Origin of the sequence: Luteococcus sanguinis (assembly GCF_039527675.1) — a bacterium.
In the GTDB taxonomy this organism is placed as follows: Bacteria; Actinomycetota; Actinomycetes; order Propionibacteriales; family Propionibacteriaceae; genus Luteococcus; species Luteococcus sanguinis.
This window is the reverse complement of sequence record NZ_BAAAKI010000001.1, coordinates 209,423-225,165: the sequence shown is the minus strand read 5'-3', so window position 1 is coordinate 225,165 and position 15,743 is coordinate 209,423. Positions and strand designations below refer to the sequence as shown.

Here is a 15,743-nt window from a genome sequence, read left to right as displayed (position 1 = left end):
GCCCTACGCCGAGTCGCGCACGACCAGGGACGACTGCAGAAGCTGGGGGCTGTCGAACTCCCGTCCGTCCAGCAGCGCCCTCAGCATTCGTCCCGCCCGGTTGGCCATCTGCGCGGAGGGGTTGGTCGCCGTGGTCAGCGAGGGCGAGGTGTGCGCCGCCAGCGGGATGTCGTCGAAGCCGGTGAGCAGCAGGTCCTGCGGTACGCGTAGCCCGGCGCGGTGGAGGGCACGCAGGGCACCCACCGCCGTCAGGTCGGAGGCGCACACCAGCGCGTCGAACTCCGCTCCGGTGGCCAGCAGCTGTTCCGCGGCCGCCTCGCCGCCAGCCATCGAGAAGTCGCCCTCGGCCTCCGCGACCACCCGCTGGCCAGCGGCACCAAGCCGCACCCGAAGGGCATTCCGCCGCCGGACGCCGGCCATCATGTCCAGTGGACCGGTGATGGTCGCGATGCGCTTCGCTCCCCGGGCCAGCAGGTGGTCGGCGATCAGATTGACCGCTCCCTCCTGGTCCATGTCCACATAGGGCGCTCCTGGCACCCCGGGGTCGCCGATGAAGACCACCGGACGTCCGGCGGCCAGCAACCGCTGAGCGATCTCGCGTCCGTGCACCGAGGCAGCGATGGCTCCGTCGATGTGTCCGCTGGCCAGGAAGCCGGCCAGGTCGTCAGGTGACTCGCCCGGCTGGCTCATCGTCAGCACCACCCGCGTCGACGCGTCCGCGAAGGCCTCGATCGCACCGCGGTAGAGCTGGGAGAAGAAGGGGTCGGAGAAGACCCGCTCGCTGGTCTCGGGGACGAGCACCGCCACCACTCCCACCGTGCGCGTGGCCAGGGCCCGGGCCATCGTGTTGGGCACATAGCCGAGTTTGGCGACGGCATCCTCGACGGCCAACCGCTTCTCGTCCGCGACGGTCACGCTGGAGGTCAGCACCCTCGAGGCGGTGGCGCGGGAGACGCCGGCCAGCCGGGCCACGTCGTCCAGCGTTGGCGTGCCACTTCGTCGCGGGCCAGCGGTCATCCCTTCACGGCCCCCTGCATGATGCCGGAGACCAACTGGCGCCCGGCGAAGAGGAAGACGAGCACGAGGGGCAGGGTCGCGAGCAGCACGCCAGCCATGATCAGGGCCATGTCCTTGAAGTAGGAGGCCTGCAGCAACTGCAGGGCCACCGGGAGGGTGGGATTGGCCGATCCAAGCACGATGAAGGGCCAGAAGAAGCTCGTCCATGATCCCACGAAGGTGAACAGGCCAAGCATCGCGGCCGCGGGACGGGCGGCGGGCAGCGCCACGTGCCAGAAGGAGCGGGCCATGTTGCAACCGTCCACGCGGGCGGCCTCGATCAGCTCGTAGGGCAGGGCCTCCTGGAGGTACTGCGTCATCCAGAAGACGCCGAAGGCGCTCACCATCGCGGGGACGATGACCGCCGACAGCTTGCCGGTCCAGCCCAGCTTCGCCATCACGATGAACAGGGGGATGATGCCCAGCTGGCTCGGGATCGCCATCGTCCCGATGATGAAGGCCAGCAGGAAGCCCTTGCCGCGAAAGCGCAGCTTCGCGAAGGCGAAACCGGCCAGCGTCGAGAAGAACATCACCGAGAGCGACGTCAGCACGGCGACGACCAGCGAGTTGCGGAAGGCCTGCCAGATGCCGATGTCGGAGTTCATCACGCGGCGGATGTTCTCCAGCAGGTGGCCCTCCGGCACCAGGGAGGGGATGGCGTGCTGGGCGATGCTGGTCGCCGTGCTGGAGGCCAGCAGGAAGGCGTAGTACAGCGGGGCCACCGAGACCAGCAGGACGATTACCAGCACCAGGTAGGAGCGCAGGCCGGGCTTGCGCTGGCCGGACTCCATGCGGGCGCCGCGACGACGGGCGGCCCTGGCCGCGCCCTTGCCGGCGAACTGTTCGATGGCGGGTGACGACATCGTGGTGGTGTTCATCGGTGGGCCTCCTTGCGCTTGCGCGCGTGCGGCGCGGAGTCGGTGCCGGCGATGCGGCGGGTCAGATAGAAGTTGAGCAGCGCGAAGAGCACGACGACCAGGAAGAGGATCCAGGCGACGGCCGACGCTCGTCCGAGGCTGCGCTGGCTGCCCCAGCCGAGTTCGTACATGTACATCGTGACGGTCATCCACTGCCGGTCGGCGCCGCCGCCGCCGGAGGTGTCGAACATGCGCGGCTCGTCGAAGATCTGCAGGCCACCGATGGTGGAGGTGATGATGATGAAGACGATCGTGGGACGCAGCATCGGGATCGTCACGTTGAGGAAGGTGCGCACCCGGGAGGCGCCGTCCACGATCGCGGCCTCGATGGTCTCGCGCGGGATGGCCTGCATGGCGGCCAGGAAGATCAGCGTGTTGTAGCCGGTCCAGCGGAAGTTGACCATGGTCGCGATGGCGAAGTGGGAGGCGAGCACGTCGCGGTGCCAGCCGATCGGGCTCATGCCGAGCTTCGCGAGCACGGCGTTGACGACGCCGCTCTGGTCGGCGAAGAGCTGGCCGAAGATCAAGGAGACGGCGATGGGGGCCACCACATAGGGCAGCAGCACGCCCATCCGCCAGAAGGTGCGGGCCCGCAGGTTCGCGTCCAGCACCCAGGCCAGCAGCAGCGCGGCCACCACCTGCGGCACGGACGACAGCAGGAAGATGCTCAAGGTGTTGCGCATGCCCTTCCAGAAGCGTTCCTGGCCGAGCACCCAGGTGTAGTTGTCGAGCCCGACGAAACCCTTGTTGCCCTGCAACAGGCCCCACTTGTGGACGCTGACGAAGGCCGTGTAGACGAGCGGGAAGAGGCCCGTGATCGCCCAGATCAGGAAGAAGGGCGCGATGTAGACATAGGGCGAGGCTTTCTGGTCCCAACGGCCGAGCCGCTGGCGGAAGGTCAGCTGGGTGCCTTGGGAACCCATGGTGCTGGCCGGTGCTGGTTGTGTGGTGGGGGTGCTGCTCATCGTCGTCCTCTTCCCTGACGTCGTCGTCCGTGACGGGCGACGGTGGTGTGCCCCAGGGAGCACACCACCGTCACTGGCGTCAGCCGATTGACTTGACCTCTTCGACGGCCTTCTTCCACGAAGCCTCACGCTCGGTGGACTTGTCGGTCGCGACGCGCGTGATGCCGTCCTGGATTGCCTGGTCGACGGCGAAGTAGTTCGGGCCCTTGAAGGGGGTCACCGTCACCGCGGCGGCGCGGTCGGCGAGGATCTTGCCGACGGGGGCGTCGTTGAAGAACTTGTTCGTGTTCTCGGTGACCTCGGTGCTCTTGAGCGCCTCCACCTGGCTCGGGAAGGTTCCCTTCAGCTTGAAGGCCTTGATCTGCTGCTCGGGGGCGGTCAGCCAGGCGGCCAGCTCGCGGGCCTCAGCCTTGTGCTTGCCCTGCTCGGGAACGGTCAGGTACGAACCGCCCCAGTTGCCACCGCCGCCGGGGAAGACATTGGCGATGTCCCAACCCTTGACGCCGGCGGCATTGCCCTCGACGACACCGAGCATCCAGCCCGGGCACAGCATGGTGGCGAACTTGCCGGTCTGGAAGGACTTGGTCCAGTCCGCGCTCCACTGGCTGAGGCCGGCGCCGAGTTTGTTGTCGACCGACTGGGTGATGACCTCGTCGTAGAGGGCCTTGATCTGGGTGTTCTCATCCAGCGGGATGATCGCCTCTTCCTCGGCGGACGAGGAGTAGGGGTTCTCCATCTGGTTCAGCTTGGCGACGTAGACCGCGTTCGCGGAGTCGTACCAGCCGACATTCGGCACCTTGGAGACGAACTGCTTGCCCACGTTGAAGTAGGTGTTCCAGTCACCGGTGAGCAGCTTCGCGACCTCGTCGCGGTCGGTGGGCAGGCCCGCCTTGGCGAACAGGTCGGATCGGTAGCAGACGGCCTCGGGGCCGATGTCGGTGCCATAGCCGATCAGCTTGCCGTCGGCGGTGGTGGCAGCCTTCGTCTTCCATTCCAGCCACCGGCCGGTGACGTCGTCGGAGGTGAGGTCCATGAACTTGTCGGAGTTCTGCATCATCTCGGGCATCCAGTCGACCTCGGCCGCCTCGATGTCCGACAGGCCGGAACCGGCCGCCAGACGGGTGTTCATGTTGTCGCGGGCCTCCTGGGAGGTCGCCGCCTTCTTGGCCTTGACGGTGATGTTCGGATGCAGCTTCATGTACTCGGCGTACAGGTTGTCGTAGCCGAATTCATTGAAGGTGGCCACCGTGAGGGTGATCTTCTCGGTGGACGACGCGGAGGGCGCAGCTGAGCTGGCCGCGTTGTCGCTGGACGACGACGAGCAGCCGGCGACCACGGCGCCGATCGTGACCGCAACGGCGGCCGTCTGGAACCACTTGCCAGTTCGCACGAGTACTCCTTCGGTTTGCTGCCCGGGCGACTGTGCCGCGAGCTCTGTGCGGGGAGCGTGAAAGCGCTCTCATGGATTCAAGCACGCCGTTTCAGGGGTGCGCAAGTGCCCAGCCCATCTCTACCGATTGGTCAGATTGTGCTCCGATTGACGCACGCTCGAACGGGGGGCAAGCTACTGCTTGCAGCAGGGTGAAAGCGCTCTCACATATCTCAGGAGAGGTCATGACGTTCAGCAAGCAGTTCGTCCTCGGGACGGCCACCGCGTCCTACCAGGTTGAGGGGGCGGTCGCCGAGGGCGGACGCACCCCGTCCATCTGGGACACCATGTGCCGCACCCCCGGCAAGGTCCTGGGCGGTGACACGGGCGACGTGGCCTGTGACCAGTACCACCTCTTCCGCGACGACGTCGCGCTGATGGCCGACCTCGAGGTCGACGCCTATCGCTTCTCCATCTCCTGGAGCCGGGTCATCCCCGACGCCGTCGGGCCGATCAACCCCGAGGGCGTCGCCTACTACCGCGCGCTGTGCGAGGAGCTGCACTCCCGCGGCATCAAGGCCGTCGCGACGCTCTACCACTGGGACCTGCCGCAGGTGCTGGAGGACCGTGGCGGCTGGACCAACCGCGAGACCGCCTTCGCCTTCGCCGACTATGCCCGCGCGATGGCCACCGAACTCGGCGACGTGGTCGACATGTGGAGCACCCTGAACGAGCCGTGGTGCTCCAGCTACCTGGGCTACGCGTCCGGCGTCCACGCCCCCGGACGGACCGACGACCTCGCTGCCCTGCAGGCGGTGCACCACCTGAACCTGGCCCACGGCCTGGGCCAGCGTGCGCTGCGCGAGGTGCTGGGCAAGGACGTCCCGGTTTGTCTGACCCTGAACCTGCACGTGGTCGACCCCGCGTCCGACGCCCCCGAGGACGTCGCCGCGGCCCGCCGTATCCGCGTGGTGGGCAACGAGGCCTTCCTGGGACCGGTGATGGACGGCGTGCTGCCCGACGAGCTGCGCGAGATCACCCGCGACATCACCGACTGGTCGTTCGTTCAGGACGGTGACCTCGAGCTCTGCCACCAGGTGCCCGACGTGCTGGGCATCAACTACTACTCGACGTCCAGGGCCCGGCAGGCGGACGCGGGGGAGCTGGCCTCATCGGGCGGGCACGGCGAGACGGGAGCCAGCCCCTGGGTGGGCTGCGACGACGTCACCTTCCTGCCCGTCGAGGGCCCGACCACGCAGATGGGGTGGAACATCGAGCCGGACGGCCTGTACCGCCTGCTGATGGAGGTGGAGCAGCGCTACCCGGGCCTGGAGATGATGATCACCGAGAACGGCGCCGGCTTCGATGACGAGGTGGTCGGCGGACGAGTACACGACATCCGTCGGGTCGACTACCTGCGCGGGCATCTCGGTGCGGTCGAGCGGGCGGTCGCCGACGGGGCGAATGTCACCGGCTACTTCCTGTGGTCGCTGCTCGACAACTTCGAGTGGAGCTGGGGCTACTCCAAGACATTCGGCATGGTGCACGTCGACTACGAGACGCAGCAGCGCACGCCCAAGGACTCCGCCTACTGGTACCGCGACCTGTCGCGCACCCGGGACCTCGAGACGGTCGGCGACGCCTGGGTCGCCGTCCCCTGACGCCCTGTCGACCGGTGGGCTGGCCTCAGGCGAAGCGCGCCTCGAGGCCAGCCTTGACGGCCGGCCACTCGTCCACGAGCACGGAGAACATCACCGTGTCGCGCCAGCTGCCGTCCTCGCGCGGCTGGTCCCGGCGGACGATGCCCTCCCGGACGGCGCCGAGCTTGGCGATGGCGGCCAGGCTGCGCTCGTTGAGGATGTCGGTCTGGATCTTCACCCGACCCAGGCCGCAGGCCTCGAAGGCGTGCGTCATCAACAGCCACTTCGCCTCTGGGTTCGCGGCGCTGCCCCAGAAGTCCGGGTGATAGATCGTCCAGCCCAGATGGGTCTGTTCGCGCTCCAGATGGGTCTCGCCGAGCGAGGAGGTGCCGACAAGTCGTCCGGCCTCACCCAGCGCGGAGCCCTCAACCAGGCGCAGCGCATAGGCCCGGCGACCGCGTCCTCGTCCGTCCTGTTCTGAACCAAGCCAGCGCCGCGCCACCGTCAGCGCATCGTCGGGGTCGGTGGGACGGTGGTGCATCAGGTAGCCATGTGCGTAGACCCGCTCGTCGGAGGCGATCTGCGCGAGCTCGGGCAGGTCGTCGGCGGTCAGCCCGGTGGCCACGAGGTTCGGCCCGACCAGGGGCCCGGCGGACGGGAGGGATGCGCTCATTCGGCCACGGTAACCGCTGCAACAGCGGTGCCATCGACTGCGATCACGGACCGATCTAGGGCCGGGCGATGGGGCGTCCCGGGTGGGTGCCGCGCAGCATGCCCACGTCCACAGCCTCTGGCCCATGGCAGAGCTGCTCGCGGCCGTTGCCGATGAGATCCTCGACTGGAGACCGATCGTCAAGGTCTGTGTCGCACTGGCCCACTCGGGGGCGGCCTGGGCCGCCGTCGCCGTCATCGCTGGCTGGTACTCACCTCGCGGTGGCGCTGCGCGGCTCACTGGGGTGATGGGTTGGGCGGCAGCCCGACCTGAATGGACGGGTGTGATGGCGCGCCTCGTCGTCCCGGTGGTGCGCGGCAGCCGATTGGGTCGCGACGCCGCGAGCCGGTAGAGTTTCCCCTTGGCTGTCTGCACCTGTGGGCATGCCAGGCATTCGCCCTCCTGCCATGGGAGCGTCCCATGGCCGCTGAGACCAGAGGAGGTGGAGTACGCGATGCGCAAGTACGAGATCGTCGTGATCATCGATCCCGATGTTGACGAGCGCCAGGTTTCTCCGCTCGTTGAGAAGCACCTGGAGGTCATCACCAACAGTGGTGGCACCGTCGACAACACCGATGTCTGGGGCCGTCGTCGGCTCGCCTACGACATCCAGAAGAAGTCCGAAGGCATCTACGTCGTCCTGAACGTGACCGCTGAGCCGGCCGCCGTGAAGGAAATGGACCGTCTGATGACCATCGACGAGCGCATCATGCGCACCAAGGTGATCCGTCCCGACATGCGCTGAACGCCGCGGCGCCCAGCGCCGTGACGCATCAGACAACATCAGGACAACACCACCAGAGCACTCGGAGTGCCGGACCCCTCGAAACTGTCAGCGCGAGCTGGTTGAGTGAGGGGCACCACATTCCCACGTCCGACTTACGGAGACTTCCATGGCAGGCGAAACTCCCATCACGTTGATCGGCAACCTCACCGCCGATCCCGAGCTGCGTTTCACCCCTTCGGGTGCCGCCGTCGCGTCCTTCACGGTCGCCTCGACGCCTCGTACCTTCGATCGCCAGAGCAATGAGTGGCGTGACGGGGAGGCCATGTTCCTCAACTGTTCGGTGTGGCGCCAGGCCGCCGAGCACGTCGCCGAGTCCCTGACCAAGGGCATGCGGGTGATCGTGAACGGCCGGCTGAAGTCGCGCAGCTACGAAACCCGCGAGGGCGAGAAGCGCACCGTCTTCGAGGTTGAGGTCGACGAGGTCGGTCCCTCCCTGCGCTACGCCACTGCCAAGGTCACCCGGACGTCCTCGTCCGGTGGCGGCCAGGGCGGCGGCTGGCAGCAGCAGGGTGGTCAGGGCGGGAACGCCGGCGGCGGTGGCTGGGGCAACCAGCCCAGCGGCGGCGGCAACTCCGGCGGCGGCGGTTGGTCGCAGTCGGCTCCGTCCAGCCAGGGTGACAACCGTGGCGGTGGCGTCGACCCCTGGGCCCAGGCCCAGTCGGACGAGCCCCCCTTCTGATCGGTGGCGGGCGGCAACGTCCGCGTCACTCAGTAACGAAGCAACCACGCCCCGGGTAGCCAGACCGGGGCAGGCACATTCCGGCGAGAGCCGGGCTCACGAAGGAGCACCACAATGGCCGGTCCACAGCGCAAGCCTGTGAACAAGAAGAAGATCGTTCCGATGAAGTCGGTTCGCATCGACAACGTCGACTACAAGGACGCCGCGACCCTGCGGAAGTTCATCTCGGAGCGCGGGAAGATCCGTGCGCGCCGTGTCACGGGCCTCTCGGTCCAGGACCAGCGCAAGGTCGCCATGGCGATCAAGAACGCTCGCGAGCTCGCCCTGCTGCCCTACGCGTCCACCGCGCGCTGAGAATAGGAGTCTGACTGATGAAGCTCATTCTCACCGCACCCGTTGACAAGCTCGGCGTTGCCGGCGACATCGTCGAGGTCAAGGACGGCTACGGCCGCAACTTCCTGCTGCCCGCCGGCAAGGCGATCCGCTGGAGCCGCGGTACCGAGAAGCAGGTCGAGGGCATCCAGCGCGCTCGCGACGCCAAGGCCGTCCGCGGTCTCGAGCACGCCCAGGAGCTGCGCTCGCAGCTCGAGGGCCTGGCTGTCGAGCTGGCCGCCCGCGCCGGTGACGAGGGCAAGCTCTTCGGCGCGGTCACCCCCGCCGACATTGCCGTTGCCATCAAGAAGGCCGGTGGCCCCGCCGTCGACAAGCGCGCCGTCTCGATCGCGAAGCCGATCAAGACCACGGGTTCGCACAACGTCGCCGTCAAGCTGCACGACGCCGTCAACGTCCACCTCCCGGTGAACGTCGTCGCCGCCAAGTGACGCTGATACACGTCACGCACTGACACAGGCACGCCGAAGGGCCCGGGACGATTCGTCGTCCCGGGCCTTCGTCTGTCTGGAGCTCCAGACTGGGTGGCGAAACTGCTGGGTACGGCAGCAGATCCACCCAGTCCGGCCGGGATCAGCGCAGGGACTGCATGACCTCGCGCATCAGGGCGGCCGTCCCCGAGGGGGTCCGACCCACCTGCACGCCGGCAGCCTCCAGCGCCTCCTTCTTCGCTGCGGCAGTGCCTGCGGAGCCGGACACGATGGCGCCGGCGTGGCCCATCGTCTTGCCCTCGGGAGCGGTGAAGCCCGCGACGTATCCGACCACGGGCTTGGTGACGTGCTCGCGGATGTAGTCCGCGGCGCGCTCCTCGGCGTCGCCGCCGATCTCGCCGATCATCACGATCGCGTCGGTCTCCGGGTCATTCTGGAAGGCCTGCAGGCAGTCGATGTGCGTGGTGCCGACGATCGGGTCGCCTCCGATGCCCACCGCGGTGCTGAAGCCGAAGTCCCGCAGCTCGTACATCATCTGGTAGGTCAGGGTGCCCGACTTCGACACCAGGCCAATCCGCCCTGGGCCGGCGATCGTGGCCGGGATGATGCCGGCGTTCGACCTGCCGGGGGAGATCAGGCCGGGGCAGTTCGGGCCGATCAGCCGGGTCTGGGTATCGCGGATGGCGGCGTAGAACTCGGCGGTGTCACCGACCGGGATCCCCTCGGTGATGCACACGACGAGCTCCATCTGCGCATCCACGGCCTCCAGGACGGCGTCCTTCGCGTACTTCGCCGGGACGAAGACCACCGAGACATTGGCGCCGGTGGCGTCCTTCGCCTCGTGCACCGAGCCGAAGACCGGCATCGGGTTCTCTTCGAAACGCACCGACTCGCCACCCTTGCCGGGGGTGACGCCGCCGACGATGCGCGAGCCGGACATCAACATTCGCTGGGTGTGCTTGCGGCCCTCGGAGCCCGTCATGCCCTGGACGATGATGCGGGACTGGTGGTCAAGGAAGATCGACATCTGCTGCTCCTCAGGCTTCCGAAGGGGTGGACGATGCGAGTTCGGCGGCCTTGCGCGCGGCGTCGTCCATGGTGTCGACCACGGTGACCAGCGGATGGGCGTACTCGGCCAGGATGTGGCGCCCGACCTCCACCGAGTTGCCGTCCAGGCGGACGACCAGGGGCTTGGTGGCCCTGTCGCCCAAGGTTTCCAAGGCTGCGACGATGCCGTTGGCGACCTCATTGCAGGCGGTGATGCCGCCGAAGACGTTCACGAAGACCGAGCGCACCTGCTCGTCGGACAAGATGATGTCCAGCCCGTTGGCCATCACCTCGGAGCTGGCGCCGCCGCCGATGTCGAGGAAGTTCGCGGGCTTCGGCTGGCCGGGCAGGTCCTCACCCGCGGCTGCGACGACGTCCAGGGTGCTCATCACGAGCCCAGCCCCGTTGCCGATCACGCCGACCTGGCCGTCCAGCTTCACGTAGTTCAGGTCCTTGGCCTTGGCGCGCAGCTCCAGCGGGTCGGTCGACTCGAGGTCCACCAGCTGCTCGTGGTCGGGGTGGCGGAAGCCCGCGTTCTCGTCCAGCGTCACCTTGCCGTCGAGGGCGAGGATCTTGCCGTCGGCAGTCTTGACCAAGGGGTTCACCTCGACCAGGGTCGCGTCCTCGTCGTGGTAGGCCTGCCAGAGCTTCTTCAGCACCGGCGCGATCTTCACCGCGTCCCGAGTGCCGAAGCCCGCGGTCTCGAGGATCTCGCCGGCCTTGTCGTCGTCGATGCCGACCAGCGGGTCGACCTCCACCCGGGCCAGCGCGTCCGGACGCTCGACGGCCAGCTGCTCGATGTCCATGCCGCCCTCCTTGGAGCACATGGCCAGGTAGTTGCGGGAGGCGCGGTCGAGCAGCAACGAGAAGTAGTACTCCTCGGCGATGTCGGCGCCCTCGGCGACCATCACCCTGCGCACGACGTGGCCCTTAATGTCGAGCCCGAGGATCTCGCGCGCCTTCTCGGTGGCCTCCTGCGGCGAGCGGGCGATCTTGACGCCGCCCGCCTTTCCGCGTCCGCCGGTCTTGACCTGCGCCTTGACCACCACGACGTCGGTGCCCAGCTGGGCCGCTGCCTCGCCGGCCTGTTCGGGGGTCGTGGCGGTGATTCCGCGCAACACGGGGATGCCGTGGCGTTCGAAGAGGTCTCGGGCTTGGTACTCGTAGAGGTCCACAGGTGGCTCCGTGTCGTCGGGAGGGGTCGGCTTTGACCGCAGGTGACATTAGCAACACTTCGAACCCCCCTGTAAGCCGGTGCTTGCCCGACACGTTCGCGGGATGTCGGCCCAGGAGGCGCCTTGGGCCTGCTGCGCCTTGACGGGTCATGCTCTTGTATTAATCACCTAGTACAGCAACCCAATCAGAAGGGCAAGGGGGTGCCGATGGCGATCGACTTCGACCCAGCCAAGCCGATCTGGAGGCAGTTGGTCGCGGAGTTCTCGCGGCGGATCGTCGTCGGCGAATGGGGCGCGGGCGACCGGATGCCCGGTGTGCGCGAGCTGGCCGCAGAACTCGGCGTCAACCCCAACACCGTCCAGCGAGCGCTGGCCGAGATGGAACGCGACGGACTCTGCCGGTCGGAGCGCACCAGCGGACGTTTCGTCACCGACGACCAGACGCTCATCACCCGGCTGCGTACTCAACAGGCCGTCGCATTTGCGGACGTCTACGCGGCCAGCCTGAAGGGCCTGCGGCTCGACCTGGCCCAAGCCACCCAGTTGTTGAACTCTCGATGGAGGGAACAGGAATGACCACATCCACCGTCCAGGTCGGACGACTTGGTGCGCCCAACACGAACCCGATCGAGGTGCGCGGGCTGACCAAGCGCTTCGGCGCGACCGTCGCGCTCGACGGCCTGGCCCTGTCGCTGGCAGGCGGGCAGGTCGTCGGTCTGTTGGGGGAGAACGGCTGCGGCAAGACCACCTTGATGAAGATCCTCGCGGGCGTGATGGCCGGATGGAACGGAGACGTCCGCGTCGCGGGCCATGCTCCCGGACCCGAGGCGAAGGCGCATCTGGCCTACCTCCCGGACGCCGACTACCTGCCCGGTGGGCGGCCGGTGCGCCACAGCGTCGACCTCTACGTCGACTTCTTCGCCGACTTCGACCGGGACAAGGCGCTCGACCTGATTGGGTACTTCGGGCTGGACCCCCACCGCACGCCCCGCGAGATGAGCAAGGGCATGCGGGAGAAGCTGCAGATCGCCCTGACGCTGGCCCGCGACGCCCAGGTGGTGCTGCTGGACGAGCCCATCTCAGGCGTCGACCCGACCGCGCGCGACGCGATCCTGTCCGGCGTGATGCGCGGGCTGGGCGAGAAGTCACTCGTGATCATCGCCACCCACCTGGTCCATGACCTCGAGCCCCTGCTCGACCAGGTGGTCATGATGCGCCACGGCCGAGTGCTGTTGACCGGCCAGGTCGACGACCTGCGCGCGGAGCACCAACTGAGCATCGACCACCTCTTCCGAAAGGTCTACCAATGATCACCACGTTGTTGAAGCACGAGTTCGGGCGCACCCGCGGCCTGCTCGCCGCGCTCTTCGGGATCCATCTGCTGGTCGCCGTCGGTGGTTGGGCGATGGCGATGACGGGGCTGCCTGGCCTTGAGCTGGTCGGCCAGATCTGCGCGGTGGTCGCCGCCGCGACACTGGTGCCCGTCACGATGCTGGCGCTGGGCGCGGATCACTGGCGGTCCAGCTTCTCCGAGCGCGGCTACCTGGTGCAGTCGCTACCCGTCCCCGGGCGAACCCAGCTCGCGGCCAAGGTCGCGCACGGCTACTTCTGGACGCTGGTGGCATCCATGGTGACGCTGCTGTTGGCCGTGCTCGCATCCCTGACCGTGGCGCGCGTCGGGGGGCTCCCGGCATCGGCTGTCTTCGATGAGATCGGTGCGATGTGGGGTGGCCTGCGCTCGGAGGTGCCGGGCTGGGTGCTGGTGGTCGCCCTGGCGTCGCTGCTGGTGATGCTGCTCGGCTACGTGGCGATGATCTGGTTCGCCGCCGCGGTGGGCAGCGAGGGGCGGATGTCTGGTACGGGTTGGGGGCCCTTCGTCGTCTACGCGGGGCTGTACATGCTCGTCCAGGCACTGATGACGGTGGCGATGCTGGTGATCCCGTTCGGCATGGAGATGGACGGGGCCAATGCCTTCGACGTCCACGCCGTCAACGTCGTCGAGCTGCTGCGTGCCGATGTGCAGAATGTGCTGCCGCTGGGCTTCCTGCCGGTGCTGGTGCTGCTACCGGTCGTGCTGCTCTGGCGCACGGCGGTCTCCTGGGACCAGAAGGTCTCACTGCCCTGAGGTCGGGTGTGGTGGGTGACCCAATCAGTCCCCGTCGGCGCGGATCAGTCCCCGTCGACGGGGACTGATCTGTCCCTTGGGGGATTGATCGCGCCGGTTTGGGGTGGAGCTGACCGGAGGGACCCCTCCACAGGCTCGTTGAACGCCTGCTGGGGGACCGCTCAGGCTGAGCGTTCGGCCAGGGGCTCGTAGGTGCGCAGGCGCAGGCTGTTCGAAACCACCAGAATCGAGCTCATCGCCATCGCTGCGGCGGCGATCAGGGGGTTTAGCAGGCCGGCGGCCGCGATCGGGATGGCGGCGATGTTGTAGCCGAAGGCCCAGACCAGGTTCATCTTGATGGTCCGCAGGGTGTTGCGGCTCAGGTGCACGGCGTCGACCACGGCCCGCAGGTCGTCGCGGACGACGATCAGGTCGGCCGACTTCATGGCGATATCGGTTCCGCGTCCCATCGCGATGCCCAGATTGGCGGTGGCGAGGGCGGCGGAGTCGTTGATGCCGTCACCAACCATCGCGACGCAGCGTCCCTGCTCGCGCAGGGCGTCGACCGCGGCCGACTTCTCGTCCGGGAGCACCCGGGCGCGGACCTCGTCGATCCCCAGCTCGGCTGCCACCGCGTCGGCGGCGCGCTGGGAGTCTCCGGTCAGCAGCACGGTGCGCAGGCCCAGCTCGCGCAGGGCGTCGATGGCGGCCTTCGCGGATCCCTTCACCTGGTCGGCGACCCGCACCACGCCCAGCACCTCCTGGCCGCGGCGGACGACGACACCGACGGCCCCAGCAGCCTCGGCGGCCTCCAGTGCGGCGGTGGCCTGCTCGGGCAGCTCGTCGCCCACCACGGGGAGTCCACCGAGCTCGACGCGTCCAATCGTGTGCTCGACGCCGTCGACCTTGGCCCGTGCTCCCCAGCCGGGCAGGGCGGCGAAGTCGGTCACGGCACCGGTGGCCCGACCGGCGGTGGTGGGCAGGTCGGCGGCCAGCCGGACGATCGCGGCGGCGATCGGGTGCTCCGAGTGCGACTCGATGGCGGCAGCGGGCAGCAGCACGTCCGCGGGGGAGTGGCCGGGCATGGGGATGACGTCGGTGACGGTCATCACGCCGGTGGTCAGGGTGCCGGTCTTGTCGAGGACGACGGTGTCGATGCGTCCGCTGGTCTCCAGCGCGTCCTGGCCCTTGACCAGGATGCCGATCTGGCCGGCGCGTCCCACGCCCACCATCAGGGCGGTCGGAGTGGCCAGGCCGAGCGCGCAGGGGCAGGCGATGATCAGCACGGCCACGGCGATCGAGATGGCCCGCGCCGACGACCCGGACGCGATGAACCAGCCGATGCCCACCAGGATCGCGAGCACGATCACGGCAGGGACGAAGTACTGGGTGACGCGGTCGGCGAGCTTCTGGACGCGTGACTTGCGGCGCTGCGCCTCGTCGGCGATCGCTGCCATCTGTGCCAGCCGCGTGCGGGCGCCGACTGCCTCGGCGAGCACGACGAGTCGTCCGGTCAGGTTGGTCGTACCACCCAGCACCGCGTCCCCGGTGCAGACCTCTGCGGGCACGGACTCGCCGGTCATCGCGGAGGTGTCGATGGTCGACGCGCCCTGGGTGATCCTGCCGTCCGCGACGAAGCGTTCACCGGGCAGCACGACATAGCTCTCGCCGGTGGCCAATGCCTCGGCGGGGACCGTCTCGGCGGAGCCGTCCGGCAGCAGTCGTCGGACCTCCTTGACGGCCAGGTTTCCCAACGCGTGCAGCACCTCGCCGGCCTGGCGTCGGGCGCGGGACTCGAAGTAGCGTCCGGCCAGCTGGAAGGTGACCATGCCGGCGGCGACGTCGAGGTAGATCGCGTCCGCCCCGGCCGGGGTGCGCCCGAAACCGAGCCAGTAGCCGGCATCGCGGGAGGGGAAGAAGAGGGTCCACAGGGCCCAGCCGAAGCTGACGGTGGCGCCCAGCGAGATGAGGGTGTCCATGCTGAGCGAGCGGTGCTTGAGCCCGCGCCAGGTGGCGCGGTGGAAGGGCCACGCGCACCAGGTGACGATCGGCACCGCCAGCAGCACGCAGAACAGCTGCCAGTACGGGAAACGCCACCCGGGCACCAGCGCCAGCAGGATCGTGATGTCGCACAGGGGGACGGTGATCAGGCTCGCGACGGCCAGCCGTCGGCGCAGCGAGGTGGAACGTTCCTCGGCGGCGCGCTGGGTCCAGGTGTCGTCCTCGTCATCATGGACGAACGCACCATAGCCCGCCTTCTCGACGGTGCTGATCGCGAGCTCGGCCTGGTCGGGCCCGAGCCCCTGGACGAGCGCACGTTCCGTTGCAAGGTTGACCATCGCGGTCACCCCGTCGAGCTTGTTGAGCTTGCGTTCGATGCGATTCGCGCAGGCTGCGCAGGTCATGCCGCTGATGTCCAACTCGAGCTGGGGCACCGCCCTGGCTGTGTCGGTCATGGGAACAGCCTAGTT

Annotated in this window: 17 protein-coding genes; 9 read left to right on the top strand and 8 right to left on the bottom strand. The window is 68.2% G+C overall.

The genetic code is table 11. The annotated features are described in order from the left end of the window. Positions 1–3: 3 nt before the first annotated feature. The 4 genes from ABD089_RS01105 to ABD089_RS01090 all read right to left on the bottom strand — a co-directional run bounded on the left by ABD089_RS01105 (position 4) and on the right by ABD089_RS01090 (position 4,328). Positions 4–1,017, bottom strand: coding sequence for a LacI family DNA-binding transcriptional regulator (locus ABD089_RS01105; RefSeq protein ID WP_343884317.1), 1,014 nt, complete (start codon positions 1,015–1,017; stop codon positions 4–6). Further along, entirely contained in the window at positions 1,014–1,934 is a 921-nt protein-coding gene (locus ABD089_RS01100) for a carbohydrate ABC transporter permease (protein ID WP_343884315.1), read from the bottom strand. Before ABD089_RS01100 ends, ABD089_RS01105 begins: the two co-directional genes overlap by 4 nt. Continuing rightward, the gene (locus ABD089_RS01095) at positions 1,931–2,938 is read right to left on the bottom strand and encodes a carbohydrate ABC transporter permease (protein ID WP_343884314.1); all 1,008 of its coding nucleotides are present in this window, start codon (positions 2,936–2,938) and stop codon (positions 1,931–1,933) included. Before ABD089_RS01095 ends, ABD089_RS01100 begins: the two co-directional genes overlap by 4 nt. A gap of 79 nt (positions 2,939–3,017) precedes the next feature. Further along, complete coding sequence (locus tag ABD089_RS01090; protein WP_343884313.1) at positions 3,018–4,328, bottom strand: ABC transporter substrate-binding protein; 1,311 nt, start codon at positions 4,326–4,328, stop codon at positions 3,018–3,020. A gap of 224 nt (positions 4,329–4,552) precedes the next feature. Here ABD089_RS01090 and ABD089_RS01085 point away from each other — a divergent pair, with 224 nt between their 5' ends. Further along, entirely contained in the window at positions 4,553–5,968 is a 1,416-nt protein-coding gene (locus ABD089_RS01085) for a GH1 family beta-glucosidase (protein WP_343884312.1), read from the top strand. A 25-nt stretch (positions 5,969–5,993) separates the two neighbouring features. On the opposite strand, the gene ABD089_RS01080 is transcribed toward ABD089_RS01085, so the two are convergent. Further along, the gene (locus ABD089_RS01080) at positions 5,994–6,620 is read right to left on the bottom strand and encodes a GNAT family N-acetyltransferase (RefSeq protein WP_343884311.1); all 627 of its coding nucleotides are present in this window, start codon (positions 6,618–6,620) and stop codon (positions 5,994–5,996) included. A 124-nt stretch (positions 6,621–6,744) separates the two neighbouring features. On the opposite strand from ABD089_RS01080, the gene ABD089_RS01075 reads away from it, so the two are divergent. The 5 genes from ABD089_RS01075 to rplI all read left to right on the top strand — a co-directional run bounded on the left by ABD089_RS01075 (position 6,745) and on the right by rplI (position 8,946). Continuing rightward, entirely contained in the window at positions 6,745–7,011 is a 267-nt protein-coding gene (locus tag ABD089_RS01075) for a hypothetical protein (RefSeq protein ID WP_343884310.1), read from the top strand. A 102-nt stretch (positions 7,012–7,113) separates the two neighbouring features. Then, positions 7,114–7,404 carry a 30S ribosomal protein S6 gene (rpsF, locus tag ABD089_RS01070; protein WP_343884309.1) on the top strand — a complete coding sequence of 97 codons (291 nt, stop codon included), beginning with the start codon at positions 7,114–7,116 and terminating at the stop codon, positions 7,402–7,404. A gap of 148 nt (positions 7,405–7,552) precedes the next feature. Next, positions 7,553–8,125 carry a single-stranded DNA-binding protein gene (locus ABD089_RS01065; protein ID WP_343884308.1) on the top strand — a complete coding sequence of 191 codons (573 nt, stop codon included), beginning with the start codon at positions 7,553–7,555 and terminating at the stop codon, positions 8,123–8,125. Positions 8,126–8,239: 114 nt separating this feature from the next. After that, complete coding sequence (gene rpsR / locus ABD089_RS01060; RefSeq protein ID WP_343884306.1) at positions 8,240–8,479, top strand: 30S ribosomal protein S18; 240 nt, start codon at positions 8,240–8,242, stop codon at positions 8,477–8,479. A 17-nt stretch (positions 8,480–8,496) separates the two neighbouring features. Then, on the top strand, positions 8,497–8,946 hold the full coding sequence (gene rplI / locus ABD089_RS01055) for a 50S ribosomal protein L9 (RefSeq protein WP_343884304.1): 450 nt from the start codon (positions 8,497–8,499) through the stop codon (positions 8,944–8,946). Between the two features lie 142 nt (positions 8,947–9,088). On the opposite strand, the gene sucD is transcribed toward rplI, so the two are convergent. Continuing rightward, entirely contained in the window at positions 9,089–9,973 is an 885-nt protein-coding gene (gene sucD / locus ABD089_RS01050) for a succinate--CoA ligase subunit alpha (protein ID WP_343884302.1), read from the bottom strand. 10 nt (positions 9,974–9,983) lie between these two features. Next, on the bottom strand, positions 9,984–11,168 hold the full coding sequence (gene sucC, locus ABD089_RS01045) for an ADP-forming succinate--CoA ligase subunit beta (RefSeq protein ID WP_343884300.1): 1,185 nt from the start codon (positions 11,166–11,168) through the stop codon (positions 9,984–9,986). 207 nt (positions 11,169–11,375) lie between these two features. Here sucC and ABD089_RS01040 point away from each other — a divergent pair, with 207 nt between their 5' ends. Genes ABD089_RS01040 through ABD089_RS01030 form a run of 3 tightly spaced genes read left to right on the top strand, consistent with a single transcriptional unit; the run spans position 11,376 to position 13,293 of the window. Further along, positions 11,376–11,744, top strand: coding sequence for a GntR family transcriptional regulator (locus tag ABD089_RS01040; RefSeq protein ID WP_343884299.1), 369 nt, complete (start codon positions 11,376–11,378; stop codon positions 11,742–11,744). Beyond that, the gene (locus ABD089_RS01035) at positions 11,741–12,478 is read left to right on the top strand and encodes an ABC transporter ATP-binding protein (RefSeq protein WP_343884298.1); all 738 of its coding nucleotides are present in this window, start codon (positions 11,741–11,743) and stop codon (positions 12,476–12,478) included. The genes ABD089_RS01040 and ABD089_RS01035 overlap by 4 nt, the downstream gene beginning before the upstream one ends. Next, entirely contained in the window at positions 12,475–13,293 is an 819-nt protein-coding gene (locus ABD089_RS01030; RefSeq protein WP_343884297.1) for a hypothetical protein, read from the top strand. The genes ABD089_RS01035 and ABD089_RS01030 overlap by 4 nt, the downstream gene beginning before the upstream one ends. Positions 13,294–13,454: 161 nt before the next feature. On the opposite strand, the gene ABD089_RS01025 is transcribed toward ABD089_RS01030, so the two are convergent. Further along, entirely contained in the window at positions 13,455–15,728 is a 2,274-nt protein-coding gene (locus ABD089_RS01025; protein WP_343884296.1) for a heavy metal translocating P-type ATPase, read from the bottom strand. Between the last annotated feature and the right edge of the window lie 15 nt (positions 15,729–15,743).